This is a genomic window from Curtobacterium sp. PhB191, from assembly GCF_004346515.1.
Lineage (GTDB): Bacteria > Actinomycetota > Actinomycetes > Actinomycetales > Microbacteriaceae > Curtobacterium.
This window is the reverse complement of record NZ_SMBV01000005.1, coordinates 38,398-64,447: the sequence shown is the minus strand read 5'-3', so window position 1 is coordinate 64,447 and position 26,050 is coordinate 38,398. Positions and strand designations below refer to the sequence as shown.

23 protein-coding genes are annotated in these 26,050 nt (G+C 71.1%); 20 read left to right on the top strand and 3 right to left on the bottom strand.

The annotated features are described in order from the left end of the window. Positions 1–81 precede the first annotated feature (81 nt). The gene (locus EDF48_RS09670) at positions 82–894 is read right to left on the bottom strand and encodes a peptidylprolyl isomerase (protein WP_131879644.1); all 813 of its coding nucleotides are present in this window, start codon (positions 892–894) and stop codon (positions 82–84) included. Between the two features lie 129 nt (positions 895–1,023). On the opposite strand from EDF48_RS09670, the gene EDF48_RS09665 reads away from it, so the two are divergent. The 9 genes from EDF48_RS09665 to aroB all read left to right on the top strand — a co-directional run bounded on the left by EDF48_RS09665 (position 1,024) and on the right by aroB (position 11,382). Further along, positions 1,024–2,376, top strand: a complete 1,353-nt coding sequence (locus tag EDF48_RS09665; RefSeq protein ID WP_111084157.1) for a replication-associated recombination protein A — start codon at positions 1,024–1,026, stop codon at positions 2,374–2,376. A gap of 223 nt (positions 2,377–2,599) precedes the next feature. Continuing rightward, complete coding sequence (gene rpsD / locus EDF48_RS09660; RefSeq protein ID WP_111083900.1) at positions 2,600–3,229, top strand: 30S ribosomal protein S4; 630 nt, start codon at positions 2,600–2,602, stop codon at positions 3,227–3,229. Between the two features lie 132 nt (positions 3,230–3,361). Beyond that, complete coding sequence (locus EDF48_RS09655; protein WP_111083901.1) at positions 3,362–3,544, top strand: hypothetical protein; 183 nt, start codon at positions 3,362–3,364, stop codon at positions 3,542–3,544. 80 nt (positions 3,545–3,624) lie between these two features. Further along, complete coding sequence (gene alaS / locus EDF48_RS09650; protein WP_123294307.1) at positions 3,625–6,282, top strand: alanine--tRNA ligase; 2,658 nt, start codon at positions 3,625–3,627, stop codon at positions 6,280–6,282. Positions 6,283–6,290: 8 nt separating this feature from the next. Further along, a complete protein-coding gene (gene ruvX / locus EDF48_RS09645; protein ID WP_173168791.1) occupies positions 6,291–6,734 on the top strand; it encodes a Holliday junction resolvase RuvX in 444 nt (147 codons plus the stop codon). A gap of 89 nt (positions 6,735–6,823) precedes the next feature. Beyond that, the gene (gene mltG, locus EDF48_RS19415; RefSeq protein WP_243698081.1) at positions 6,824–8,407 is read left to right on the top strand and encodes an endolytic transglycosylase MltG; all 1,584 of its coding nucleotides are present in this window, start codon (positions 6,824–6,826) and stop codon (positions 8,405–8,407) included. A gap of 43 nt (positions 8,408–8,450) precedes the next feature. Then, positions 8,451–9,671 carry a chorismate synthase gene (aroC, locus tag EDF48_RS09635; protein ID WP_123294309.1) on the top strand — a complete coding sequence of 407 codons (1,221 nt, stop codon included), beginning with the start codon at positions 8,451–8,453 and terminating at the stop codon, positions 9,669–9,671. Positions 9,672–9,730: 59 nt separating this feature from the next. Beyond that, positions 9,731–10,288 carry a shikimate kinase gene (locus tag EDF48_RS09630; protein ID WP_347812846.1) on the top strand — a complete coding sequence of 186 codons (558 nt, stop codon included), beginning with the start codon at positions 9,731–9,733 and terminating at the stop codon, positions 10,286–10,288. Beyond that, the gene (aroB, locus tag EDF48_RS09625; protein WP_207913245.1) at positions 10,285–11,382 is read left to right on the top strand and encodes a 3-dehydroquinate synthase; all 1,098 of its coding nucleotides are present in this window, start codon (positions 10,285–10,287) and stop codon (positions 11,380–11,382) included. Before EDF48_RS09630 ends, aroB begins: the two co-directional genes overlap by 4 nt. Here aroB and EDF48_RS09620 read toward each other — a convergent pair. After that, positions 11,379–12,692 (bottom strand): LLM class flavin-dependent oxidoreductase, encoded by a 1,314-nt coding sequence (locus EDF48_RS09620; protein WP_207913244.1) that lies wholly within the window; start codon positions 12,690–12,692, stop codon positions 11,379–11,381. The two genes, aroB and EDF48_RS09620, sit on opposite strands and share 4 nt — an antisense overlap. Before the next feature lie 421 nt (positions 12,693–13,113). On the opposite strand from EDF48_RS09620, the gene EDF48_RS09615 reads away from it, so the two are divergent. Then, positions 13,114–13,728 (top strand): nucleoside deaminase, encoded by a 615-nt coding sequence (locus tag EDF48_RS09615; RefSeq protein ID WP_131879642.1) that lies wholly within the window; start codon positions 13,114–13,116, stop codon positions 13,726–13,728. 7 nt (positions 13,729–13,735) lie between these two features. Here the strand turns inward: EDF48_RS09615 and EDF48_RS09610 are convergent, their stop codons facing one another. Then, positions 13,736–13,915 (bottom strand): hypothetical protein, encoded by a 180-nt coding sequence (locus EDF48_RS09610; RefSeq protein WP_123937793.1) that lies wholly within the window; start codon positions 13,913–13,915, stop codon positions 13,736–13,738. Positions 13,916–14,352: 437 nt separating this feature from the next. On the opposite strand from EDF48_RS09610, the gene EDF48_RS09605 reads away from it, so the two are divergent. The 10 genes from EDF48_RS09605 to pyrF all read left to right on the top strand — a co-directional run bounded on the left by EDF48_RS09605 (position 14,353) and on the right by pyrF (position 26,027). After that, a complete protein-coding gene (locus tag EDF48_RS09605) occupies positions 14,353–16,044 on the top strand; it encodes an AarF/UbiB family protein (RefSeq protein WP_131879640.1) in 1,692 nt (563 codons plus the stop codon). 90 nt (positions 16,045–16,134) lie between these two features. Further along, on the top strand, positions 16,135–16,698 hold the full coding sequence (efp, locus tag EDF48_RS09600; protein WP_111083909.1) for an elongation factor P: 564 nt from the start codon (positions 16,135–16,137) through the stop codon (positions 16,696–16,698). Between the two features lie 8 nt (positions 16,699–16,706). Further along, entirely contained in the window at positions 16,707–17,159 is a 453-nt protein-coding gene (gene nusB, locus EDF48_RS09595; RefSeq protein WP_123294314.1) for a transcription antitermination factor NusB, read from the top strand. Positions 17,160–17,183: 24 nt separating this feature from the next. Continuing rightward, the gene (gene pyrR, locus EDF48_RS09590) at positions 17,184–17,783 is read left to right on the top strand and encodes a bifunctional pyr operon transcriptional regulator/uracil phosphoribosyltransferase PyrR (protein WP_131879638.1); all 600 of its coding nucleotides are present in this window, start codon (positions 17,184–17,186) and stop codon (positions 17,781–17,783) included. Then, complete coding sequence (locus tag EDF48_RS09585; RefSeq protein WP_111083912.1) at positions 17,783–18,742, top strand: aspartate carbamoyltransferase catalytic subunit; 960 nt, start codon at positions 17,783–17,785, stop codon at positions 18,740–18,742. The genes pyrR and EDF48_RS09585 overlap by 1 nt, the downstream gene beginning before the upstream one ends. Continuing rightward, on the top strand, positions 18,739–20,097 hold the full coding sequence (locus EDF48_RS09580; RefSeq protein WP_131879636.1) for a dihydroorotase: 1,359 nt from the start codon (positions 18,739–18,741) through the stop codon (positions 20,095–20,097). Before EDF48_RS09585 ends, EDF48_RS09580 begins: the two co-directional genes overlap by 4 nt. Continuing rightward, entirely contained in the window at positions 20,094–20,657 is a 564-nt protein-coding gene (locus EDF48_RS09575) for a hypothetical protein (protein WP_131879634.1), read from the top strand. The genes EDF48_RS09580 and EDF48_RS09575 overlap by 4 nt, the downstream gene beginning before the upstream one ends. Continuing rightward, positions 20,654–21,853 carry a glutamine-hydrolyzing carbamoyl-phosphate synthase small subunit gene (carA, locus tag EDF48_RS09570; RefSeq protein ID WP_131879632.1) on the top strand — a complete coding sequence of 400 codons (1,200 nt, stop codon included), beginning with the start codon at positions 20,654–20,656 and terminating at the stop codon, positions 21,851–21,853. Before EDF48_RS09575 ends, carA begins: the two co-directional genes overlap by 4 nt. Continuing rightward, a complete protein-coding gene (carB, locus tag EDF48_RS09565; protein WP_131879630.1) occupies positions 21,853–25,146 on the top strand; it encodes a carbamoyl-phosphate synthase large subunit in 3,294 nt (1,097 codons plus the stop codon). Before carA ends, carB begins: the two co-directional genes overlap by 1 nt. Beyond that, entirely contained in the window at positions 25,143–26,027 is an 885-nt protein-coding gene (pyrF, locus tag EDF48_RS09560) for an orotidine-5'-phosphate decarboxylase (protein WP_279432383.1), read from the top strand. Before carB ends, pyrF begins: the two co-directional genes overlap by 4 nt. The last annotated feature ends 23 nt before the right edge of the window (positions 26,028–26,050 follow it).

The following is a 26,050-nucleotide window of genomic DNA, read 5'->3' as shown; positions in this document are numbered from 1 at the left end:
GACGTCACCGTCGGCACGGTCAGGTCGTCAGCCTATTGCACGGACGGGCTCCGCGGCCCGCCGGACGCAACGGCTTGTGGACTACTTCTCCTGGGCGATGGTCGCGGAGGTGATCGTCGTCGCCACCTTCGGCTCACCGGTGCCGTCCTGGCCGGGCGACGAGATGCCCTTCGCGGCGATCTTCGACTCGAGTTCGGACAGGCCGCTCGTGACCTTCCCGACGACCGTGTAGCCACCCGTGGAGCCGTCGAGCGTGGTGTCGCCGTAGACGATGAAGAACTGGGTCGACTGCGAGTACGGCGACGTCGACCGCGCGATCGCGATGGTGCCCTCGTCGTAGACGCCGTCGCTCGGGACGTTCTCGAGCGGGCCGTACTCGAACCCGGCGTCGCCCGTGCCGTCGCCGTTCGCCGAACCGCACTGCAGGAACTTCAACCCGTCGCTGTCGGCCAGCCGGTGGCAGGTGGTGCCGTTGTAGAACTGCTCCTTGATCAACGAGATCTCGACGCTCGCGGCCTGCGGAGCCTTCGCGCCGTCCAGTTCGATGCCGAGGTCGATCGACTTGTTGAGCGTCAGCGAGCCCGTCCAGGTCGCGCCCTTCGCGATCTCCTTGCTCGGCACGTCGCCCGTGTTCGCCGCCGTGGCACTCGCCGAGGGCGTCGGTGTGGCGGTGGCGCTCGCGCTGGCGTCCGCCGACCCGTTGCCCTGCGAGCCCGCGAAGGCGAGCTGTGACCCGGTGGCCAGGGCGGCGACCAGCACGAGGACACCGGCGCCGACCAGGTTGTCGCGCACCCGCCGGCGGCGCTGCCGGTCGTGGAGTCCCTGGCGGGCCTGGTAGAGACGGAGACGCTCGCGCGCCTCGCGGTTGTCGCGCGCTGGGTTCTTCGGTGCCACGGTGCTGTTCTGCCCTCTCGTCGCAGTGTGGAACGAGCGTATCCGAGTCGTCACCATCAACGGCCTGGGAGGCGCGGGGCTGTCAGTGGGTCGGCCTACGATTGGTGCATGGCAGCGGACCGTTCGAGCATGCGTGCGCCCACGACGGGCGGTCGCGCCGGTCTCGCGCAGGGTTCCGTCCCGCTCGCGGTCCGGATGCGCCCGACCAGCCTCGACGAGGTCGCCGGCCAGCAGCACCTGCTCGGCCGCGGGTCGCCGCTCGTGCAGCTCGCCACCGGTACCCGCGACAACCCGGGCGGTGTGTCGGTCATCCTCTGGGGTCCTCCCGGCACCGGCAAGACCACGTTGGCACAGGCCATCGCGCGGCAGTCCGGGCGCGAGTTCGTCGAGCTCTCCGCGGTCACCGCCGGCGTCAAGGACGTGCGCGAGGTCATGGAGAAGGCCCTCACCCACCGCGACCTCTACGGGTCCACGACCGTGCTGTTCCTCGACGAGATCCACCGGTTCAGCAAGGCCCAGCAGGACGCCCTGCTGCCCGGGGTCGAGAACGGGTGGGTGATCCTCATCGCGGCCACCACCGAGAACCCGTCGTTCTCGGTCATCTCCCCGCTGCTGTCCCGGTCCCTGCTCCTGACGCTCAAGCCGCTCACCGACGCCGACCTCGGCATGCTCGTCGACCGTGCGGTGGAGGACCCCCGCGGCCTCGGTGGCGCGGTCGTCCTCGGTGACGAGGCACGCGGGGCCATCGTCCGGTTGGCCTCGGGTGACGCCCGACGCGCCCTCACGGCGCTCGAGGCCGCTGCGGCCTCGGCCACCGCGGCCCAGGACGACGACGACGACACCGTGCCGGTGGTCGACGCGGACACCGTCGCCGCGGCCGTCGACCGTGCACTCCTGCGGTACGACCGGCAGGGCGACGAGCACTACGACGTCATCAGCGCGTTCATCAAGTCGGTGCGGGGGAGCGACGTCGACGCCGCGCTGCACTACCTCGCGCGGATGATCGAAGCGGGCGAGGACTCCCGGTTCATCGCGCGCCGGATCATCATCTCGGCGTCCGAGGACATCGGCATGGCGGACCCGCAGGCGCTGCCCATCGCCGTCGCGGCGGCCCAGGCCGTGCAGCTCATCGGCATGCCCGAGGGCCGCATCCCCCTGGCCGAGGCCGTCGTGTACCTGGCGACCGCGCCGAAGTCGAACGCCGCCTACAACGGTGTGAACGCGGCGATGGCGGACGTCAAGGCCGGCCGGATGGGCACCGTGCCGATGCACCTGCGCGACGCGCACTACGCCGGGGCGAAGCGACTCGGCCACGGCAAGGGCTACGTCTACTCGCACGATGCCGAGCACGGGGTCGCCGAGCAGCAGTACCTGCCCGATGCGCTCGAGGGCACCGAGTACTACACCCCGACGGCGAACGGCTACGAGCGCGAGGTCGGTCCGCGGCTCGAACGACTCCGGAAGATCACCCGCGGGCAGTAGGACGGCACGTCGACTTCCTGCTAGCATTGCCGGGCCTACGTCCTGGTCCTCGAGCACGGCTGCGTTGAGGACAGAGTGCCACTCCGGTGGTACGGGGGCAGAGGTTCGGACTGTAGCCGTCCGATCCCACAGGCTCATCCCTCTGGATCCCGTCGTCGGGGCCACGGGCACTCGCGTGCCCGGCCTCCGGTGAGTATTCAGTTCGAACAGAGAAAAGGACCCTGTGTCTACCAAGTCACGTACCCGCAGCAAGACCCGCCTGTCGCGCGCACTCGGCATCCCGCTGACGCCGAAGGCGGCCCGTTACCTCGAGAAGCGCCCCTACGGCCCCGGTGAGCACGGCCGTACGCGCCGTCGTGCGGACAGCGACTACGCCGTCCGCCTCCGTGAGAAGCAGCGTCTGCGCGCCCAGTACGGCATCCGCGAGAAGCAGCTCCGCATCGTCTTCGAAGAGGCCCGCAAGACGAAGGGCCTGACCGGTGAGAACCTGGTCGAGCTCCTCGAGCAGCGCCTCGACGCCCTCGTGGTCCGTGCCGGCTTCGCCCGCACCACCGCGCAGGCCCGTCAGCTGATCGTGCACCGTCACCTGCTGGTCGACGGCAAGCTCGTGGACCGCCCCTCCTTCCGCGTCAAGGAGGGCCAGCTGATCCACGTCAAGCCGAAGTCCGAGTCGATGGAGCCCTTCCAGGTCGCCGCTGCCGGTGGCCACCAGGAAGTCCTGCCGAAGGTCCCGGGTTACCTCGAGGTCGAGATCGACAAGCTCCAGGCCCGCCTCGTGCGTCGCCCGAAGCGCGCCGAGGTCCCCGTGACCTGTGAAGTGCAGCTCGTCGTCGAGTACTACGCAGCTCGCTGATCCACTGATCACACCCGAACGGCGGGTCGTCCTCTCGAGGACGGCCCGCCGTTCGGCGTTCCGGCCCCGAAGTGCCCGGCGGCTAAGCTTGTCCGGGCATGCACCGCCAGGGTGCACAGAGGGAGAGGCACCGTGAAGCAGCTGTTCTTCGTCGCGGTCGGCGTCGTCATCGGGTTCGCCGTGGCGCACCAGGTCGCCAGGACCCCCGGAGGCGCACGGCTCTTCGCCGTCGTCGACGCGAGCACGAAGGCCTTCACGGGCGCGGTCGCCGACGGGTACCGGTCCCGCGGGGCCGAGCTCCGCACCGACGTCTGAGTCGTCGAGCTCCACCGCGGTCCGGCCGCACCGTCGTCCCGCCTCCACCTCCCACCCCCGACCTGAACCCAGGAAGCACCATGCAGACCGCAGAGATCCGCCGCCGTTGGCTCCAGTACTTCGGTGACCGCGGCCACACCGTCGTCCCGTCCGCGTCCCTCGTCTCCGACGACCCGTCGCTCCTCTTCACGGTCGCGGGCATGGTGCCGTTCATCCCGTACCTGACCGGGCTCGTCCCCGCGCCGTACCCCCGTGCCACGAGCGTGCAGAAGTGCATCCGCACGAACGACATCGAAGAGGTCGGCAAGACCCCTCGCCACGGCACGTTCTTCCAGATGAACGGCAACTTCTCGTTCGGCGACTACTTCAAGGAGCAGGCGATCCAGTTCGCCTGGGAGTTCCTGACGAACCCGGAGTCCGACGGCGGGCTCGGCTTCTCGCCCGACGACCTCTGGGTGACGGTCTACGAGGACGACGACGAGGCGATCGCGTTCTGGAAGCAGCACTCCTCCCTGCCCGAGGAGCGCATCCAGCGACTCGGCAAGGACACGAACTACTGGTCCACCGGCCAGCCCGGACCCGCCGGTCCCTGCTCCGAGATCTTCTTCGACCGCGGGCCCGAGTACGGCATCGACGGCGGCCCGGCCACCGACGACGACCGGTACGTCGAGATCTGGAACCTCGTGTTCATGCAGTACCAGATCGCGGACGTCCGCTCGAAGTACGACTTCGAGATCACCGGCGAGCTGCCGAACAAGAACATCGACACCGGCATGGGGCTCGAGCGCGTCGCCTTCATCAAGCAGGGCGTCGACAACATGTACGAGATCGACCAGGTCCGCCCGGTCCTCGACCGCGCGTCCGAGATCTCCGGCCGCCGCTACGGCGCCGTGCACGAGGACGACGTCCGCATGCGGGTCATCGCGGACCACGTGCGCTCCGCGCTCATGCTCATCGCCGACGGCGTGAGCCCGTCGAACGAGGGCCGCGGGTACATCCTGCGTCGTCTGCTGCGCCGCACGGTCCGTGCGATGCGCCTGCTCGGGGTCGAGACCGCGACGTTCCCGGAGCTGTTCCCGGCGTCCCGCGACGCGATGCGCGACGCCTACCCCGAGGTCGCGTCCGACTACGACCGCATCGCGCGGATCGCCTACGCGGAAGAGGAGACGTTCCTCCGCACGCTCGCGCAGGGCACGACGATCCTCGACGTCGCCGTCGAGCGCGCGAAGCAGGACGGTGCTCCGTCCATCGGCGGGGACACCGCGTTCCTGCTGCACGACACCTTCGGGTTCCCGATCGACCTGACGATGGAGATGGCCGAAGAGGCCGGGGTCCACGTCGACCGGACCGCGTTCGAGACCCTGATGTCCGAGCAGCGTGCCCGGGCGAAGGCCGACGCGAAGAGCAAGAAGACCGCGATCGCCGACCTGAGCGTGTACAGCGCGTTCCGGGCGAAGGGCGAGACGGTCTTCCTCGGCTACGACGCGCTCGAGGCCGAGACGAACGTGCTCGGCATCATCGTCGGCGGCGTCAGCGTCGACCGGGCCGTGGCGGGCGACATCGCCGAGGTCGTCCTCGGCGAGACGTCGCTGTACGCCGAGTCGGGTGGCCAGGACGCCGACCAGGGATCGATCGTCGGCAACGGCTTCGACCTCGAGGTCCTCGACGTCCAGCGTCCCGTCGCCGGCCTCTGGAGCCACACCGTCCAGGTCCGTTCGGGCGAGGTCGGCGTGGGCGACGCGGCGAGCACCGTGGTCGACGCCGAGTACCGTCGCGGCGCCACGCAGGCGCACTCCGCGACGCACCTGGTGAACGCCGCGCTCCGCGACATCCTCGGCCCCGAGGCGCTGCAGGCGGGTTCGTACAACAAGTCCGGCTACATGCGCCTGGACTTCTCGTGGTCGCAGCCGATCTCGCTCGCGACCCGTTCCGAGATCGAGGAGGTCGTCAACACCGCGATCCGCACCGACCTCGAGGTCTCGACCCGCATCATGCCCATCGACGAGGCCAAGGCGCTCGGTGCGCAGGCGCTCTTCGGTGAGAAGTACGGCGCCGAGGTCCGCATGGTCGACATCGGTGGTCCGTGGTCGCGCGAGCTCTGCGGTGGGACGCACGTCGCGTCGAGTGCCCAGATCGGACTCGTCAACCTGGTGGGGGAGTCGAGCGTCGGGTCGACGAACCGTCGTGTCGAAGCGCTCGTCGGGCTCGAGGGCTTCCGTGACCTCGCGGTCGAGCGGACCATCGTCTCGCAGCTCTCCAGCGCGCTGAAGGCCCCGCGTGCCGACCTGCCCACGCGTGTGCAGTCGCTCATGGAGGACCTCCGCACCGCGCAGAAGCGGATCGCCGAGTTCGAGTCGGCGAACCTGCAGCAGCGGGTCCCGTCGATCGCCCGGACCGCGACGACCGTCGGCACGACCACCGTCGTGGCCGAGACCGTCGACGGCCTGCAGTCCGGCGACGACCTGCGCTCGCTGGCGACCGGGGTGCGCGCGCAGCTCGGTGACGGCGCTGCCGTCGTCGTGCTCGGTGCCGTGGTGAGCGGGAAGCCGATCGTGATCGTCGCGACGAACGACGCGGCGCGTTCCGCGGGCGTCCAGGCGGGTCCGCTCGCCAAGGAGGCCGCCGGTGTGCTCGGTGGCGGCGGCGGCGGCAAGCCGGACCTGGCCCAGGGCGGCGGCACCGACCCGGCTGCGCTCCCGGCTGCGCTCCGCGCCGTGACCGCTCGGATCGCGGGCTGATCGTGGCGATCCGGTCCGGGCGGCGGCTCGGCGTGGACGTAGGCCGCGCCCGGATCGGGATCGCCGTGTGCGACCGCGACGGGTTGCTGGCGACGCCGGTCGAGACCGTGCGTCGCGACGACTCGACCGACCTGCGTCGGATCCTCGAGATCGCGGACGAGTACGACGTGCTCGAGCTCGTCGTCGGACTGCCCCTGTCGATGTCCGGCGGCGACACCCCGTCGACGGACGACGCGCGGGCGTTCGCTGCCCGGATCGCCGAGCGCCGCCCGGTCCGGCTGGTCGACGAACGACTGTCCACGGTGACCGCGCAACGCGGACTCCACCAGGCCGGCAAGAACACGAAGAAGTCGCGGTCCGTGATCGACCAAGCGGCCGCTGTTATCATTCTGCAACACGCGCTCGACCACGAACGCAGTGCCGGTGCCCCTCCGGGCACCACGCTTCCCTGACAGGGCAACCCACCGCGACCCGGCTGCCCTTCCGTCACCCGAGGACGACGGTGCCCAGGCGGAGTTCCCGACCGAGAGACCGAGAACCGTTGGCAGACGATCTGGACTGGAACGCGATCATCGCGCCCGGCAACGAAGCCGAGCGGCGGAAGACCACTTCCGACCGCGCAGCAGGTACCGATGACCGTGACGACGCCTCGCGGGTGACCCCGCAGCCGGACCGTCCGATGTCCCGCCGCGAGGCTCGGGCGCTCGAAGCGGAGCGCGCTCGTCGCGACGCCGCCCCCGGGCCCGACTCCGAGCCGGCACCCGGGGAGCCCGCCGCCGCTGCCGACCGCGTGGACCCCGACTCGACCGCTCCGCGCGAGCAGCCGGCACCGGAGCCCGTGCGACCGCAGCAGGCGGCCCTCGAACTCCATCCCGAGGTCGCCGCGCTGCTGACCGGCGAGGTGCCCTCGGCGCCCGCCGCCGGCGGAGCCGGGTCCGACGGGCCCGACGGTACCGACGACGCCGGGCGCACCGGTGGCGGTGGAGCCGCGGGAGGCGGCGGACGGGGTGGCCGTGGCGGACGCGGGGGAGCCTCCAGGCCGCCGCGTGAACCGCGCCCGAAGCGCCGACGCGGGCCGCTCATCGCCGGCATCGTGATCGTCGCCGTGGTCGTGGCCGGCGGGGTGAGCGCGTACGCGTTCGCCGCCCCGAAGATCCAGCAGATCGTCGCCGCGGTCAGCGGCTCGACCGAACCGGACGACTACACCGGCTCCGGCAAGGCCAAGGTCACCATCACGATCAAGCAGGGCGACATCGGCGAGAACGTCGCCGCGACGTTGCAGCGCAGCGGGGTCGTGAAGGACTCGAAGGTCTTCTACAAGCTGCTGCTGGCGTCGCCCGACGTGCAGTTCCAGCCGGGTTCGTACTCGCTGAAGAAGCAGATGAGCTCGAAGTCGGCCCTGGCCGCGCTGCAGGACGAGAAGAACCGCGTGCAGGCCTCGATCGTGATCCCCGAGGGCACCGCGCTGGCGGACATCGAGGCCGGCATGGTCTCGAAGGCCGGGCTCACCAAGACCGAGGTCGCCAAGGCCGCGAAGGACGTGTCCGCGTACGACCTGCCGTCCGGCGTCACCACGCTCGAGGGCTGGCTGTTCCCCGCGACGTACCCGATCAACCCGGGGTGGACCGCGGAGCAGTACTTCGGGTCGATGGTCGACACGATGAAGGAGCACCTGGCCGCCGCCGGCGTCAAGGAGGCCGACCAGGAGCACGTCATCGTGTTCGCATCGCTCGTGCAGAAGGAAGCCGGCCTCGCCGCCGACTACCCGAAGGTCGCGCGGGTGTTCCAGAACCGGCTCGACCAGGGCATGCGCCTGCAGTCCGACGCCACCGTCGCCTACGGCACCGGCAACACCCACACCGTCACGACGACCGACGCAGAACGCGCCGACGAGTCGAACGCGTACAACACGTACGTGCACGAGGGGCTGCCGCCGGCACCGATCTCGAACCCCGGGGACATCGCCATCAAGGCCGTGACGAACGAGGCCCCGGGCAAGTGGCTGTACTTCGTGACGGTGAACCTGGAGACCGGCGAGACGGTGTTCTCGAACACCTACGACGAGCACCTCGTCGCCGTGAAGCAGTTCCAGGCGTGGCTCCGGGCACACCCCGACTACCAGTAGGGCGGCGACGTCGCACGGCGGTGCGCTGTGGGAGGATTGCAGCATGCTTCGTTGGTTGACTGCTGGTGAGTCCCACGGACCCGAACTGATCGCGATGCTCGAGGGCCTGCCCGCGGGTGTCCCGGTGTCGTTCGAGTCCATCCGTACCGATCTCGCGCGCCGCAAGCTCGGCTACGGTCGCGGCTCGCGCATGAAGTTCGAACAGGACGAGCTGCACGTGTCCGGCGGTGTCCGGCACGGGTTCTCGCTCGGCAGCCCGATCGCGATCCGGATCGGCAACACCGAGTGGCCGAAGTGGGTCGAGGTCATGAACCCCGAGCCGGTCGAGTCCACCGAGATGTCGCGTGGCCGCAGCGCCCCGTTGACCCGCCCGCGTCCGGGCCACGCCGACCTGGTCGGCATGCAGAAGTACGGCTTCGACGAGGCCCGCCCGATCCTCGAGCGCGCGAGCGCCCGTGAGACCGCGGCCCGCGTCGCGCTCGGCGCCGTCGCGAAGTCCTTCCTCGCCGAACTCGGCATGCGGTCGGTCGCGCACACGCTGCAGGTCGGCACGGTCCGCGTGCCGGACGGCACCGACCTGCCGCTCCCCGACGACGTCGACCGTCTCGACGACGACCAGCTGCGCTGCTTCGACGCCGACACCTCGGCGCGCATGGTGACCGAGGTCGAGGCCGCGAAGAAGGACGGCGACACCCTTGGTGGCGTCGTCGAGGTGCTGTTCTACGGTGTTCCGCCGGGGCTCGGCTCGCACGTCCAGTGGGACCGTCGGCTCGACGCCCGTCTGGCCGCGGCGATCATGGGCATCCAGGCGATCAAGGGCGTCGAGGTCGGCGACGGCTTCGCGACCGCTGGCCGTCGCGGCTCCGCGGCCCACGACGAGCTCTACCGTGAGGACGGCGAGATCTACCGCACGAGCGACCGTGCCGGTGGCACCGAGGGCGGCATGTCCACGGGCACCGTCCTGCGCGTCCGTGCCGGCATGAAGCCGATCGCGACCGTGCCGCACGCGCTGCACACCGTCGACGTCGTCTCGGGCGAGGACGCCTCGGCGCACCACCAGCGGTCCGACGTCTGCGCGGTCCCGGCCGCCGGGGTCGTGGCCGAGGCGATGGTGGCGCTCGTGCTCGCCGACGCCGTGCTCGAGAAGTTCGGTGGCGACAACGTCGTCGAGACCAAGCGCAACCTCGACGCCTACCTCGCGTCGATCCCGGAGACGCTCCGTACCCGTCGGACGGAGCCGGCGGCACCGGCCGACGCGTCGTGAGCACGAACGGCGGCGGCGCCGCGCCCGGCGACGTCCCGTCCGGCGGTGCCGCGCGAGGTCTGGCTGCGCCCGTCGTCGTGATCGGCCCGATGGGCGCCGGCAAGTCCAGCGTCGGCAAGCGCGTCGCGAAGGCGCTGGGCGTGCCGTTCACCGACACCGACCGGGTCATCGTCCGCGAGCACGGACCGATCCCCGGCATCTTCGCCGACCGTGGTGAGCCGGCCTTCCGTGCCCTCGAAGCCGACGCCGTCCGGACCGCGCTCGGCACCGGGGGTGTGATCGCCGTCGGCGGCGGAGCGGTGACGCACGCCGCCACCCGCGAGGCACTGTCCGGTGCCCGCATCGTCCTGCTCACCGTCTCGCCCGAGGCCGTCGCCGAGCGGATCGCCGGCTCGGACCGGCCCCTGCTCGCGAACGGCGGCATCGACGCCTGGCAGACGATCATGGACGAGCGTGCAGCGACCTACGCCGAGCTCGCGCACGTCGTCGTCGACACCTCGCGCCGTCCGATGTCCCGGGTGGTCGACGAGGTCGTCACCTGGCTGCGGAGCGACAGCAGCGACAGCAGCGCCAGCCGACGCGACGACACCAGCACCACCACCGAAGGAGCACCGTGACCGACCCGATCCTGCCCGCAGGCACCACCGAGATCCGCGTCGGCGGTGACGACGGCTACGTGGTGGCGGTCGGTTCGGGCCTGCTCGGCTCGCTGCCCGCGATCCTCGGCCCCCGTGTCGCCAAGGTCCTCATCGTGCACGCCCCGACCCTCGGTGCGCGGGCGAACGACCTGCGCGACCTGCTCGTCGACGCCGGCCTCGAAGCCCTCATCGCCGAGGTGCCCGACGCCGAGGCCGCCAAGCGCATCGAGGTCGCGTCGTTCTGCTGGCAGATCATGGGCCAGTCCGACTTCACCCGCACCGACGCCGTCATCGGCCTCGGCGGTGGTGCCGTCACCGACCTGGCGGGCTTCGTCGCGGCGACGTGGCTGCGCGGGGTGCCGTACGTGTCGGTGCCGACGAGCGTGCTCGGCATGGTGGACGCCAGCGTGGGCGGGAAGACCGGCATCAACACGAACGAGGGCAAGAACCTCGTCGGTTCCTTCTCCGCCCCCCGCGCGGTGGTCGCGGACCTCGACCTCGTCCGCACCCTGCCGCGCAACGAGATCCTCACCGGCTTCGCCGAGATCGTGAAGGCCGGGTTCATCGCCGTGCCGGAGATCCTGGACATCATCGAGGCCGACGTCGCCCGCGTCACCGACCCGACGTCGCCGGAGTTCCGCCGCGTGGTCGAACTCGCCATCGCCCTGAAGGCCGAGGTCGTGTCCGACGACTTCACCGAGCAGGGACGACGCGAGATCCTGAACTACGGTCACACGCTCGGGCACGCCATCGAGCACGCGGAGCGGTACCAGTGGCGGCACGGTGCTGCGGTGTCGGTCGGCATGGTGTTCGCCGCCGAGCTCGCACGCCTGACGGGCCACCTCGACGACGCGACCGTGGACCGGCACCGGACGATCCTGGACTCCCTGGACCTGCCGACGTCGTACGGTCTCGGACGGTGGCAGGGCCTCCTCGCCGCGATGCGTCGCGACAAGAAGGCCCGTGCCGGCATGCTCCGCTTCATCATCCTCGACGGTGTCGGCAAGCCGGTGATCCTCGAGGGCCCCGAGGACCACCTGCTGTTCACCGCCTACCAAGAGGTCGGCGTCTAGTACTTCTGCACGCCCAGGTGGTCGCGCAGGTGCGGTCCGGTGTACTCGGTCCGGTGCAGTCCGCGGCGCTGCAGCTCCGGCACGACCTTCTGGGTGAAGTCCTCGACCCCGGCCGGGAAGTGCGTCGGCACCGCCAGGAACCCGTCGCACGCCCCGGCCTCCGACCACGCCTGCATCGTGTCGGCGATCGTCGACGGCGACCCGATCATCTTCCGGTAGCTGCCCTCGGCGAAGTACCGGGCGGTCTCGACGACGGACAGCCCCTGTTGCCGTGACACCGCCATGATCGCTGCCCGGTGCGACTTGCCGGCGTTCGACTCGGGCAGCTCCGGCACGGGCGCGTCGAGGTCGAACTGCCGGAAGTCGACGCCACCGGCGAGGGGCTTCAGGTTGCTCAGTGCCAGGTCGTCGGGGATCAACGCCATCATCCGGTCGGCGAGGTCGCGTGCGTCCTGGTCGGTGTCGCCGACGATCGGGGTCATCCCGACGAGCACCTTGACGTGGTCGGGGTCGCGGCCGAACCGTTCGGCGCGCGCTCGGATGTCGTCGCGGAACGCACGGCTCTCGTCCGGGTCGGACTGCAGGGTGAACACGACGTCGGCGGTGCGCGCCGCGAGTGCGCGGCCCGGCTCCGACGCACCCGCCTGGAACACGACGGGCCGTCCCTGCGGACTCCGACCCGTCGTCAGCGGTCCTCGCACGCGGAAGTGCTCGCCGTCGTGCTGCAGGAACCGCATCTTCTCGATGTCGAAGTAGGTGCCGGACTCCTTGTCGCGCACGATCGCGTCCGGGTCCCACGAGTCCCAGAGCCCGGTGACGACGTCGACGAACTCGCTCGCCCGCTCGTACCGCGCGGCGTGCTGCACGTGGGCGTCGAGTCCGAAGCTCTGGGCTTCGTCCTCGTTGAAGGACGTCACGAGGTTCCACCCCGCGCGGCCCTTGCTGATGTGGTCGAGGGTCGAGAAGCGCCGCGCGAGGTTGTAGGGGTCGTTGAAGGTCGTGGTCGACGTCGCCGCGAGACCCAGGTGCGTGGTCCGCATCGCCAGGGCGGGCAGGAGCATCGTCGGGTCGAAGTGGATCGAGCGGGGGTTCGCGGCACCGTAGGTGTCGCCGGCCAGGATGTCGTTGCTGCGCCGGACTGCCGCTTGGTCCTCGAAGAACAGGGCGTCGAGCTTCGCTGCCTCGGCGAGTTCGGCGGCGCGGACGTAGTGGTCGATGCCGAGGTCGAGCTCGGGGACGGCGTCCGGCAGGCGCCAGGCGCCGAGGTGGTAGCCGGGGAACAGGAACATTGCGAGGTGGATCGTGGTCACGGGGGTCCTCTCGGAGGGGACGGTGCAGCAGGTGGGACGGTGCAGCAGGTGGGTGGGTGCCTCCGGCGGACGGCCAGGAGGCACGGAGCAGGGTGCGCGGATCGGCGCGGCTCGGCGAGACGGCGCGCTCCAGAGCACGTGGACCGCCCAGCGGATCGGCGCGCGGCGGTCAGACGGACGGTCGGTCGGTCGGTCGGACGGACGGACGGACGTCAGTGTCCGTGCGCGATGGCGCCGCGGGGCCAGCAGCGGGACGCGGCGGTCGCGTGGTGTGCCGTCATCGTCGCCCCCCTGTCGCCCGTGCTCGTGTCGCGTTCTCCCACCGGCTCGAGCCGGTGGTGGACGACGCTACGGGCGTGGTGTTTCGGCATCGTTTCGATCGGGAAACACCGTCGAAACGATGCGCCGTTAGCGTCGCCGCATGTCTGCAGCAGCCCTCGCCCCGTTCCCGACCGAGCTCCGTGTCGGCGTCCCCGACTGGCTCCGCGACGCGCAGGCCGCTGCTCCGGAACACCTCGGCACCCGTGCGGAGCGGTTCGCGCTCGTGAACGCCCTCGCCGAACGGAACGTCGAGGAGGGCACCGGCGGTCCGTTCGCGGCGGCCGTCGTCGACGAGGACACGGGCGCGGTCGTCGCCCTCGGGGTGAACCTGGTACTGCACACCAATCTTTCGTCGATGCACGCCGAGGTCGTCACCCTCGGACTCGCACAGGCTCGGATGGGGGCCTGGAACCTCGGCCGTGACGTCGGCCACCGGCGTGTGCTCGTGGTGAACGCCCAACCGTGCGTGATGTGCCTCGGGGCCCTGCTGTGGTCGGGGGTCTCCGCGCTGGAGTTCGCCGCCGACGGAGCCACGGTCGAGCGGATCACGGGCTTCGACGAGGGCCCGGTGCCGGGGGACTGGCGCGAGCAGCTCGTTGCTCGGGGGATCGACGTGCACCAGGAGCACGGCACCGGTGCCGAGACGGCGCTCGAGCGCTACCGCGACCTGGTCGAGTCCGGCGCCACCGCGCGTTACAACGGCAGCGGTGCCTGACCCGGCGTCAGCGCAACACCCGCCGCGTCCGTCGCCACCACCACTTGACCTGCATCGACACGGTGAGGACGCCGGTCCGCTGCCATTCCCGGAACTCCGCGACGGTGGCTCCGTTGTCCCACGCGAAGAGCACGTCGTCGTCCGCGTCCACGTCGGGCGCATCCGGCAAGGGTCGCAAGATCGGCATCAGGTGGACTCCTCTTCCTCAGGGTGGACGTGATCGGCGGCGGTTCGCCTCCGGAGTGCACGAGTGGCGAGCCGTCGGTCCGCCTTCGACCACCACCGTACGGTCTCGAGTTCCCGGAGCACAGTTCTCGAAATGTCGTATGCACCGCCGCCTCGTGGCTGGGCGAGCGACCAGGTGAACCGCTTCCAGGCGTGTTCTCGATCGGTCGTCCGCCGGCTCTGGAACGCCCCGAACCAGCTGACGACCGCCGCCACGATCGCCGCGCCGGCGGCGATGCACGCCGCGACCAGTGCTGTCTCCATGGGGCAAGCCTGCGGCAGTGGACGCGACCCGACGCGACACGTGAGCCGACCTGTGGATGCCGGACCGCGCCTCCCGGCCTGTGCAGGACAACGGGCGCACCCGGCGGACCCAGCAGCGGGGAGCAGACTGACGACGTGCCCAACCCACCCCGACTGAGCGACCTGTCCGGCTCGCAGGAGGCCGACACCGGCACCCTCCGGTCCCGCGGCCGCCGGTTCACCGAACTGCTGTCGATCGCGCGACGCCACCGCCTCGTCCCGTTCCGTCGCCTCGACTTCTCGCACGACCCGGCCACCGCCGACCTGCGCCGCAGCCAGGCCGAGCACCTGCGCCGTGCGCTGGAAGAGGCGGGCGGCGGGTTCGTGAAGATGGGCCAGCTGCTCTCCACCCGCGACGACCTGCTACCGGAGGAGTGGACCGAGGGACTCGCCCACCTGCAGCGCAACGTCACCGCCGCCCCCGCCGACCAGGTGCTCGCCCTGCTCGAACAGGAACTCGGCGCACCGGTCGACCAGGTCTTCGCGTCCTTCGACCCGGTGCCCGTCGCCGCGGCCTCGATCGCCCAGGTCCACCGCGCCCGCCTGCCCGACGGCACCGCGGTCGCGGTCAAGGTGCAGCGTCCCGGCATCGACGCCGCCGTCCGCCGCGACGTCGACATCGCGCTCCGTGTCGTCCGATTCATGGCGCGATGGTCGACCGAGGCCCGGCAGGTCGGCGTGCAGGACGTGGCCGCGCAGTACGCCGACGACCTGGTCCGCCAGGTCGACTTCGTCTCCGAGCTGCGGAACCTCACCGCCCTGCGTGCCGCACAGGCCCGCAGTGCCCGTCCGGACGAGGTCCGTTTCCCGGACCCGTACCCGGACCTGTCCGGGCGCCGCGTGCTCGTGATGGAGTTCCTGGAGGGCGACACGCTCAGCGCGATCCGCGCCGAGCGCGCGGACCGCGACCTCGACGGCCCGATGCGCGCGATCCTGCGGGCGTTCCTGCGACAGGTCGTCTTCGACGGCCTGTACCACGCCGACCTGCACCCCGGGAACGTCCTGGTGCTGCCCGACGGGCGGCCCGCGTTGATCGACTTCGGATCGGTCGGGAGGCTCGACCCGACCCTCCGGGACACGGTCCAGGACCTGCTGGTCGCCTACCTGCAGGACGACACCTCGCGGATCGCCGATGCGGTCCTGCGGATGGCACCGGTGCGCGACGCGCACGACGAGCCCGACTTCCGTCGGGACATCGCGCGCTTCGTCGCGGACGAGCTCGGACCGGGCGCGCGCATCGGCGTCGAGACCGTCGACGACGCCGTCGAGGTGTTCGGGCGGTACCGGCTCAAGGCGCCGCCGGACTTCGTCGCGGCCGCGCGGGCGCTGGCGATCTTCGAGGGCACCCTCCGGACGCTCGCGCCCTCGTTCGACCTGCTCGAGGAGTCCCGCGGGCTCGCCCGTGAGCAGATCACCGACCAGCTCCGCCCCGGCAAGCTGCGCGACCTGGCGGCGAAGGAGCTGATCGGCGTCGTCTCCGCGGCCCGACGACTGCCGCGCCGGGTCGACCGGATCGGCGAGGCGATCGAGACGGGCAAGTTCACCGTCAACATCCGGCTCTTCGCGGACCGCCGCGACCGCGAACTCGTGTCCGGCATGATCCGGCGCATCCTGCTCGTGCTGCTCGGCGCCGGTGCCGGCATCCTGGCGATCGTCTACCTGGCACTGCCCGCCCGACCGGACGCGGCGATCTCGACCGCGGTGGCCGGGGCACTGCTCGGGGGAGCGGCCGTGGTGTTGCTCGGCTGGGCCGCGATCGACTCCTGGCGCGCCCGGCGACGGCGCTGATGGCGACGGTCGGGCGTCCGCTACACTCGTCCGGGGCCAGCGCGGCCCGAAGACCTTTCACAACACGACCGAACGGGACACCGAAGACTCATGGCCAGTACCACTGACATCAAGAACGGCGCCGTTCTCATCATCGACGGCCAGCTGTGGTCGGTCGTGGAGTTCCAGCACGTCAAGCCCGGCAAGGGTGGCGCGTTCGTCCGCACCAAGCTGAAGAACGTCGTCTCCGGCAAGGTCGTCGACCGCACCTTCAACGCCGGTGCGAAGATCGACACCGCCGTGGTCGACCGCCGCGACTACCAGTTCCTCTACGAGGACGGCGACTCGTACGTGTTCATGGACACCGACACCTACGACCAGATCCCGGTCTCGGCGACGGTCGTCGGCGACGCGAAGAACTACCTGCTCGAGTCCGCGATGGTCACCATCGCGATGAATGAGGGCAACCCGCTCTACGTCGAGCTCCCGACGTCGATCGTGACCGAGGTCGAGACCGAGCCGGGCCTGCAGGGCGACCGCTCCTCCGGTGGCACCAAGGACGCGACCATCATCGCGACCGGCCACCGCATCCAGGTCCCGCTGTACCTCGAGAGCGGCACCACGGTGAAGATCGACACGCGCGACGGCAGCTTCCTCGGCCGCGTCAACTCCTAGGCGTCCGTATGAGTGCTCGTTCGAAGGCCCGCAAGCGCGCCCTCGACATGCTGTACGTGGCCGAGGTGCGTGAGCTCCCGATCACGGACGTCCTGGCGACCGAGACCGTCCGTCACCTGGACCAGCCCGAGCGTGCCTCGAGCTGGGACTACGCACGGCAGATCGTGACGGGCGTCGACGACGCCCGTCACGAGATCGACTCCGTCATCATCGACCACGCCCAGGGGTGGTCGATCGCCCGGATGCCGGTCCTCGACCGCTGCATCCTGCGGATGGCCGTCTGGGAGCTCCGGTTCAACCCGGAGGTGCCGGACGCCGTCGCGATCGCCGAGGCCGTCGAGCTCGCACAGTCGCTCTCGACCGAGGACTCCGCGGGCTTCGTGAACGGTGTCCTCGGAGCCGTCGCCGGCGGTCGTGCACCGTCCGGTCGGACGGTCGCAGGGGACCAGGAGTCCCGCTAGGCTTGTGCACGTCAGCATCCTTTAATGCCGTCCAGTGAGGCGGGGAAGGGGGTCGACGTGGGTACCAAAACGGTCCTGCAGCAACCCGACATCACGCGCGCTCTGACGCGCATCGCACACGAGATCCTCGAGGCCAACCACGGCGGCTCGGACCTCGTCCTCCTGGGCATCCCGACCCGGGGCGCCGTGCTCGCCGAACGGCTGGGCCGCGTCCTGGCGGACATCGAGCCCGAGTGGCAGTCCGCGCGGGCGGGCATCGGATCCGAACGGGTCGGCACGCTCGACGTGACCATGCACCGGGACGACCTCGGGCACGGCATCGGTCGTGCCCCGCACCGCACGGTGATCCCCGCCGGTGGCATCGACGGCAAGGTCGTCGTGCTCGTCGACGACGTCCTGTACTCCGGTCGCACGGTCCGTGCAGCGCTCGACGCCCTGCAGGGGATCGGCCGGCCGCGCGCCGTCCGGCTCGCCGTGCTCGTCGACCGCGGCCACCGCGAGCTGCCGATCCGCGCGGACCACGTGGGCAAGAACCTGCCGACCGCCTCGGACGAGCGGGTCACCCTGCACCTGTCCGAGACCGACGGCGACGACACCGTGTTCATCGAGCAGGGGGTGGCGTGATGCGGCACCTGCTCTCCACCGCCGACCTGTCGCGCGACCAGGCCGTGCACATCCTCGACGTCGCCGAGGAGATGGCCGAGGTCAACACGCGCGAGGTCCGGAAGCTCCCGGCCCTGCGCGGCAAGACCGTCGTGAACCTGTTCTTCGAGGACTCGACCCGCACGCGCATCTCGTTCGAGGCCGCGGCGAAGCGCCTGTCGGCCGACGTCATCAACTTCGCGGCCAAGGGCTCGAGCGTCTCCAAGGGTGAGTCCCTCAAGGACACCGTGCAGACCCTCGGCGCGATGGGCATCGACGGCATCGTGATGCGGCACGGCGCGTCCGGTGCGCCGCGCGTGCTCGCCGACGCCGACTGGATCGACGTCCCCGTGGTGAACGCCGGCGACGGCACGCACGAGCACCCGACGCAGGCACTGCTCGACGCCTTCACCATGCGCCGTCGCCTGCACGGTGCCGGGTCGCGTGGACAGGGCCTCGACGGGGTCCGGGTCCTCATCGTCGGCGACGTGCTGCACAGCCGCGTCGCCCGGTCGAACGCGTGGCTGCTCCGGACCCTCGGCGCGAGCGTGACCTTCGCCGCACCGCCGACGCTCCTGCCCGCGACGACGACGCCGTTCGGAGCCGCGGTGCACCACGACCTCGACGCCGCCCTGGCCGAGGACCCGGACGTCGTCATGACGCTCCGGATCCAGCAGGAGCGGATGGACGACGCGTTCTTCCCGAACCCGCGCGAGTACACGCGGCACTGGGGCCTGACGGCAGCGCGGTTCGCGCGGCTGTCCGAGCGCACACTGATCATGCACCCCGGTCCGATGAACCGCGGGCTGGAGATCGCCGGCGTCGCAGCCGACGACCCCCGTTCCACCGTGGTCGAGCAGGTCGAGAACGGCGTCTCGGTCCGCATGGCGGTCCTCTACCTGGCCCTGACCGGCACCGAACCGAAGGAGTCCGCAGCATGACCGCTCACCTGATCCGCGGCGCGCAGCTGGTCGACGGCTCGCGCGCCGACATCCGACTGCAGGACGGCCGCATCACGGCGATCGGGTCCGGTGTGGACGCGGGCGGCGCCACGGTCGTCGACGCCGACGGGCTCATCGCCCTGCCGGGTCTCGTCGACCTGCACACCCACCTGCGCGAGCCCGGTCACGAAGAATCTGAGACGGTCCTCACCGGTTCCCGTGCCGCGGCGGCCGGAGGCTTCACCGCCGTCAACGCGATGGCGAACTCGAGCCCGGTCGCCGACACCGCCGGGGTCGTCGAGCAGGTGCAGGCACTCGGCGACGACGCCGGCTACGTCACGGTCCGCCCGATCGGCGCGGTGTCGCAGGGGCTGCAGGGCACGCACCTGTCCGAGATCGGTGCCATGGCGACGAGCAGGGCGAAGGTCCGGGTCTTCTCGGACGACGGCTCGTGCGTGTCCGACCCGCTCCTCATGCGTCGCGCACTCGAGTACATCAAGGGCTTCGGTGGGGTGCTCGCGCAGCACGCGCAGGAACCCCGACTCACCATCGGCGCGCAGATGAACGAGGGCCGCCTGTCGTCGGAGCTCGGGCTGGCGGGCTGGCCGGCCGTGGCGGAAGAGGCGATCATCGCCCGCGACGTCCTGCTCGCCGACCACGTGGGCGCGCGGCTGCACGTCTGCCACGTGTCGACCGCCGGCAGCGTCGAGGTGATCCGCTGGGCCAAGTCCCGCGGCATCGACGTCACCGCCGAGGTCACCCCGCACCACCTCGTGCTCACCGAGGACCTCATCGCCGGGCACGACGGCGCACCCGGGTACGACGCGCGCTACAAGGTGAACCCGCCGCTCCGGGCCCGCGAGGACGTCGACGCCCTGCGTGCCGCCCTGGCCGACGGCACCATCGACATCGTCGCGACCGACCACGCACCCCACACCGCCGAGGCGAAGTGCTGCGAGTGGCCCGCGGCGGCGAACGGCATGGTCGGCCTCGAGTCGGCGCTGAGCGTCGTGCAGTCCGCCGTCGTCGCGTCGGGCCAGCTCGACTGGGCCGACGTCGCCCGGGTCCTGTCCGAGGCGCCCGCGCGCATCGGCCAGGTCGAGGGCCACGGTCAGCGCATCGCCGAGGGTGCGCCCGCCGAGATCACGCTCTACGACCCGACGGCCAACCGCGAGTTCGCGGTCGCCGACCTCGCCGGACAGTCGCAGAACTCGCCGTACCTCGGCATGACGCTGCCCGGCCGGGTCGTCGCCACGTTCCACCTGGGCGCGCCGACGGTGCTCGACGGCCGCCTCGTCGACGCCGACACCGTCGCCGCGCACGCCGCGGCGCTCCGGACGGGGGCGCGCGCATGAGCGGCGACGCCGCGCGCTGGTTGCTCGGCGGGGTGATCCTGCTCGCGGTGGCCGCGCTGTTCGTCGCCATGGCGCGCACCTGGCGGACGCGGACCAGGAAGCAGTCGGAATCCGTGCCTCCCGTCCCCGTCCCGACCACGATCGGACCGGAAGTCGGGTCCTGGGACGGTTTCTCCGTCGCGACGACCCGCGCCGACCAGCCGCTGGAACGCATCACCGCCGGCGGACTCGGGTTCCGAGGTCGCGGCGGCGTGCGCGTCCACGCGACCGGTGTGGTCCTGCGACTCGCCGGCGCGGACGACCGCTGGATCGCACGTGCTGCGGTCCGCGGGGCCGACCGCTCGACGTGGGCGATCGACCGGGTGGTCGAGCCCGGGGGACTGGTCCGTCTGCGATGGACGGCGACCGGCGCCGCAGGTGCGACGGACCTCGACACGTACTTCCGGTTCCCGGAGGGCGACGCAGCCGCGCTGCTCGCCCTGCAGGGACTGACCGAGACCGGGCCGCAGGCGACTGCGGCCGATGCCCCGCGAACCGCGGGCGAAGGGAAGAAAGCATGACACGCGAACGGGCCGTCCTGGTCCTCGAAGACGGCACCCGGTACGACGGCTGGGCCTACGGCGCCCGCGGGCGCACGCTCGGCGAGGTGGTCTTCGCGACCGGCATGACCGGCTACCAGGAGACGCTGACCGATCCGTCCTACGCCGGCCAGATCGTGGTGCAGACCGCACCGCACATCGGCAACACCGGGGTCAACGACGAGGACCCCGAGTCCCGTCGCATCTGGGTCGCCGGGTACGTGGTGCGCGACCCCAGCCGCGTGGTCTCGAACCACCGCGCGAACGCGTCGCTCGACGACCACCTGGTGCGCGACGGCATCGTCGGGATCTCCGGCCTCGACACCCGCGCCCTCACGCGCCGGATCCGCGACGCCGGCGCCATGAAGGGCGGCGTGTTCAGCGGCGCCGACGCGCAGCTGTCGGAGTCGGAGCAGCTGGACGCCGTCCGGTCGCAGGCCACGATGGCCGGCGCGAGCTTCTCGGCGATCGTGTCCACCCCGGAGACCTACGTCGTGCCGGCCGAGGGCGAGCAGATCGGTCGACTGGCCGTGCTCGACCTGGGTGTGAAGGCATCGACCACCCGCTACCTCGCCCAGCGCGGGTTCGAGGTGCACGTCGTGCCGCAGGACATCTCCGCTGCGGCGCTCGAGGAGCTCGCACCGGACGCCCTGTTCTACTCGAACGGCCCCGGCGACCCCGCCGCGTCGGACGCCCAGGTCGAACTGCTGCAGGGCAGCCTGCGGACCGGGCGTCCGTTCTTCGGCATCTGCTTCGGCAACCAGCTGCTCGGCCGCGCGCTCGGCTTCGGCACCTACAAGCTGCCCTTCGGTCACCGCGGCATCAACCAGCCGGTGCTCGACACCACCACGGGCAAGGTCGAGATCACGAGCCAGAACCACGGCTTCGCGGTCGATGCACCCCTCGGTGAGGTCCTCGAGTCCCCGGCCGGCTTCGGTCGGGTCGAGGTCTCGCACTACTCGCTGAACGACAACGTGGTCGAGGGCCTGCGGGCGCTCGACGTGCCCGCGTTCAGCGTGCAGTACCACCCCGAGGCCGCCGCTGGTCCGCACGACAGCATGTACCTCTTCGACCGGTTCGCGGACCTGGTGCGCGCGCGACGTGACGGGGAGCCGCTCGACGCGGCCACCGCCGACGCGACCACTCCCGCAGCAGACATCACCAAGGAAGCGAACTGATGCCCAAGCGCGCAGACATCAACTCCGTCCTCGTCATCGGTTCCGGCCCGATCGTCATCGGTCAGGCCGCCGAGTTCGACTACTCCGGCACCCAGGCGTGCCGTGTCCTCCGTGCCGAGGGCGTCCGGGTCATCCTCGTCAACCCGAACCCGGCGACGATCATGACCGACCCCGACTTCGCCGACGCGACCTACATCGAGCCGATCACGAACGCGTGCCTCGAGGAGATCATCCGCATCGAGAAGCCGGACGCGGTCCTGCCGACGCTGGGCGGCCAGACCGCCCTGAACGCGGCGATCGCGCTCGACGAGGCCGGCATCCTCGAGAAGCACGGCGTCGAGCTCATCGGTGCCAAGGTGGACGCCATCCAGCGCGGTGAGGACCGCCAGCTCTTCAAGGAGCTCGTGCTCGAGTCCGGCGCCGACGTGGCCCGGAGCCACATCGCCCACACGCTGGACGAGGCGAAGGAGTTCGCGAAGGACCTCGGCTACCCGCTCGTCGTCCGCCCGTCCTTCACCATGGGCGGTCTCGGTTCGGGCTTCGCGTACGACGAAGCCGAGCTCGTCCGCTTCGTCGGCGACGGGCTGCAGTCCAGCCCGACGACCGAGGTCCTGCTCGAGGAATCGATCCTCGGCTGGAAGGAGTACGAGCTCGAGCTGATGCGCGACAACTACGACAACACCGTCGTCATCTGCTCCATCGAGAACGTCGACCCGGTCGGCGTGCACACCGGCGACTCGATCACCGTCGCCCCGGCGCTCACGCTCACCGACCGCGAGTACCAGAACATGCGCAACATCGGCATCGACATCATCCGTCGCGTCGGTGTCGACACCGGTGGTTGCAACATCCAGTTCGCCGTCGACCCGTCGAACGGCCGTCTGATCGTCATCGAGATGAACCCGCGCGTCTCCCGCTCGTCGGCGCTGGCCTCGAAGGCCACGGGCTTCCCGATCGCGAAGATCGCCGCGAAGCTCGCCATCGGGTACCGCTTGGACGAGATCCAGAACGACATCACGAAGGTGACCCCGGCCAGCTTCGAGCCGACGCTCGACTACGTGGTCGTGAAGACCCCGCGCTTCGCGTTCGAGAAGTTCCCCGCGGCGGACGCCACGCTCACCACGACGATGAAGAGCGTCGGCGAGGCGATGGCCATCGGCCGCAACTACGCGACGGCGCTGCAGAAGTCGCTGCGCTCGCTCGAGAAGCGCGGCTCGAGCTTCCACTGGGACACCCCGGCGGCGGAGCTCGACAAGGACGCCCTGCTCGCGAAGTCGTCCGTCCCCACCGACGGCCGGATCGTCACGGTGCAGCAGGCCCTGGTCGCCGGCGCCACCGCCGACGAGGTCTTCGAAGCCACGAAGATCGACCCCTGGTTCATCGACCAGATCGTGCTCATCAACGAGGTCGCCGCCGAGGTCGCGGCCGCCGACGAGCTCGACGCGGACACCATCCGCTGGGCCAAGGAGCACGGCTTCAGCGACACCCAGATCGCGGCGCTGCGCAGCACCCCGGAGCACCCGGTCAGCGAGCAGCAGGTCCGCGACGACCGGCACGCCCTCGGCATCCGCCCCGTCTTCAAGACCGTCGACACCTGCGCCGGCGAGTTCCCGGCCCTGACGCCGTACCACTACTCGTCGTACGACGCCGAGACCGAGGTGGTCGCGAGCGACCGCAAGAAGGTCGTCATCCTGGGCTCCGGCCCGAATCGCATCGGCCAGGGCGTCGAGTTCGACTACTCCTGCGTGCACGCGTCCTTCGCGCTGAGCGACGCCGGGTTCGAGACGATCATGATCAACTGCAACCCCGAGACGGTCTCCACCGACTACGACACCTCGGACCGTCTGTACTTCGAGCCGCTCACGGCCGAGGACGTCCTCGAGGTCATCGAGGCCGAGGCGGCGTCGGGCGAGCTCGTCGGCGTCGTCGTGCAGCTCGGCGGGCAGACCGCCCTGGGCCTGGCGAAGCCGCTCGAGGCGGCGGGTATCCCGATCCTCGGCACCAGCCCGACGGCGATCGACTCCGCCGAGGAGCGCGGCCAGTTCTCCGCCATCCTCGACGCCGCGGGGCTGCTCGCGCCGCGCAACGGCACCGCCCACGACCTGGCAAGCGCGACCGCCGTGGCCGAGGAGATCGGCTACCCGGTGCTCGTCCGCCCGTCCTTCGTGCTCGGCGGCCGCGGCATGGAGATCCTGTACGACTCCCCGTCGCTCGCCGACTACTTCGACCGGATGGCCGACCAGGCGATCATCGGCCCGGAGCTCCCGCTGCTCGTCGACCGGTTCCTGGACGACGCGGTGGAGATCGACGTCGACGCGCTCTTCGACGGTGAGCGGCTCTACATCGGCGGCATCATGGAGCACCTGGAAGAGGCCGGCATCCACTCCGGTGACTCCGCGTGCACCCTGCCCCCGGTCGGCCTCGGCCGCGCCGAGATCCAGGGCGTCGTCGACGCGACCGAGAAGATCGCCCGCGGCATCGGCGTGCAGGGTCTGCTCAACGTCCAGTTCGCCATCGGCGCCGGCGTGCTCTACGTCCTCGAGGCGAACCCGCGCGCCAGCCGCACGGTCCCGTTCGTCTCGAAGGCGCTCGGCATCGCGCTGGCCAAGGCCGCGTCGCGCATCATGACCGGCACGAGCGTCGACGAGCTCGTCGCCGAGGGCATGCTGCCGGCCCGCGACGGGGCGTTCGTCCCGATGGAGGCCCCGGTCGCCGTCAAGGAGGCCGTCCTGCCCTTCCGCCGCTTCCGCACCCGCGAGGGCCAGGTCGTCGACTCGGTGCTCAGCCCCGAGATGCGCTCCACCGGCGAGGTCATGGGCATCGACCGCGACTTCCCACGGGCGTTCCTCAAGTCGCAGGACGCCGCGTACGGCGGCCTGCCGACCAGCGGCACGGTCTTCGTGAGCGTCGCGGATACCGACAAGCGCGCCATCGTGCTGCCGGTGCACCGCCTGCAGCAGCTGGGCTTCACGATCATCGCGACCGAGGGCACGGCGGAGATCCTCCGCCGCAACGGCATCGAGGTCGGCATCGTTGGCAAGTACAGCCAGGGCGGCGAGAGCGTCGTCGACCTGCTGACGCGCAACGAGGTCGACATCGTCATCAACACGCCGTCGGGTGCCGCCGGTCGTGCGGACGGGTACGAGATCCGTGCGGCCACGGTCGCAGCGGACAAGCCGCTGTTCACGACGATCGCGCAGATCGGTGCGGCGGTCGCGGCGATCGAGACGATCGGCACGCCGCTCAACGTCCGGAGCCTGCAGGACTACGCGCGGGAGCGCGCCACCTGGTGAGCGAGGGGCAGACGGGAGGCCCGGCCTCCTTCGGCGATCGGCTCGCGTCCGCGATGCGCGAGCGTTCACCGCTCTGCGTCGGCATCGACCCCCACGCCACCACCCTGGCGGCGTGGGGGCTCGGCCGCGACGAGCAGGGCCTGACGGCCTTCGGCGCGGCCCTGGTCCACGCGGCCGCCGGCCGCGCGGCGATCGTGAAGCCGCAGATCGCCTTCTTCGAGGCGGCGGGCGTGGCGGGCTACCGCGCGCTCGACGCGACGATCCGTCGTGCACGTGATGTGGGCCTCCTGGTCGTCGCCGACGTGAAGCGGGGCGACATCGGGTCGACCGGTGACGACTACGCACTCGCGTGGCTCGACCGTGACGGGCCGTTCGCGGCCGACGCGATGACGGTGTCGCCGTACCTGGGCTACGGCTCGCTCAGCGGGACGGTCGACGTCGCTCGGCGGAACGGTGCCGGGGTCTTCGTGCTCGCCGCGACGAGCAACCCGGAGGCGCGGGTGCTGCAGACCGCGGTCCTGGCGGAGGGCCCGCGTGCCGGGCGGTCCGTGGCTGCCGGTATCGTCTTGGACGTGGCAGACGACAACCGGGCCGCGGGTGACCAGGCCCTCGGCGACGTCGGGCTCGTGCTCGGCGCGACCCTTCACCTCGACGACTTCGGCATCGACGCGGACGCGATCGGCACCGCGCCGGTGCTCGCCCCGGGCTTCGGTGCCCAGGGCGCCCGGATCGAGGACCTCCGTGCGCTGTACGGTGCGCGCGCCGAGCAGGTGCTCGTGAGCGAGTCGCGCGGTCTGCTGACCGACGGTCCGGACGGGGTCGCGGCACTCGTGTCCGACCGCGCCGACCGGATCCGCGCGGCACTCGGGGCCGCAGCATGACCGCCGACGGTGACCGCACCGAC

Coding starts and splice junctions, on each gene's coding strand:
- EDF48_RS09665 (WP_111084157.1), top strand. CDS start 1,024: ATGCGTGCGCCCACGACGGGCGGTCGCGCCGGTCTCGCGCAGGGTTCC.
- alaS (WP_123294307.1), top strand. CDS start 3,625: ATGCAGACCGCAGAGATCCGCCGCCGTTGGCTCCAGTACTTCGGTGAC.
- aroC (WP_123294309.1), top strand. CDS start 8,451: ATGCTTCGTTGGTTGACTGCTGGTGAGTCCCACGGACCCGAACTGATC.
- EDF48_RS09615 (WP_131879642.1), top strand. CDS start 13,114: ATGTCTGCAGCAGCCCTCGCCCCGTTCCCGACCGAGCTCCGTGTCGGC.
- EDF48_RS09610 (WP_123937793.1), bottom strand. CDS start 13,915: ATGCCGATCTTGCGACCCTTGCCGGATGCGCCCGACGTGGACGCGGAC.
- efp (WP_111083909.1), top strand. CDS start 16,135: ATGGCCAGTACCACTGACATCAAGAACGGCGCCGTTCTCATCATCGAC.
- nusB (WP_123294314.1), top strand. CDS start 16,707: ATGAGTGCTCGTTCGAAGGCCCGCAAGCGCGCCCTCGACATGCTGTAC.
- pyrR (WP_131879638.1), top strand. CDS start 17,184: ATGCCGTCCAGTGAGGCGGGGAAGGGGGTCGACGTGGGTACCAAAACG.
- EDF48_RS09585 (WP_111083912.1), top strand. CDS start 17,783: ATGCGGCACCTGCTCTCCACCGCCGACCTGTCGCGCGACCAGGCCGTG.
- EDF48_RS09580 (WP_131879636.1), top strand. CDS start 18,739: ATGACCGCTCACCTGATCCGCGGCGCGCAGCTGGTCGACGGCTCGCGC.
- EDF48_RS09575 (WP_131879634.1), top strand. CDS start 20,094: ATGAGCGGCGACGCCGCGCGCTGGTTGCTCGGCGGGGTGATCCTGCTC.
- carA (WP_131879632.1), top strand. CDS start 20,654: ATGACACGCGAACGGGCCGTCCTGGTCCTCGAAGACGGCACCCGGTAC.
- carB (WP_131879630.1), top strand. CDS start 21,853: ATGCCCAAGCGCGCAGACATCAACTCCGTCCTCGTCATCGGTTCCGGC.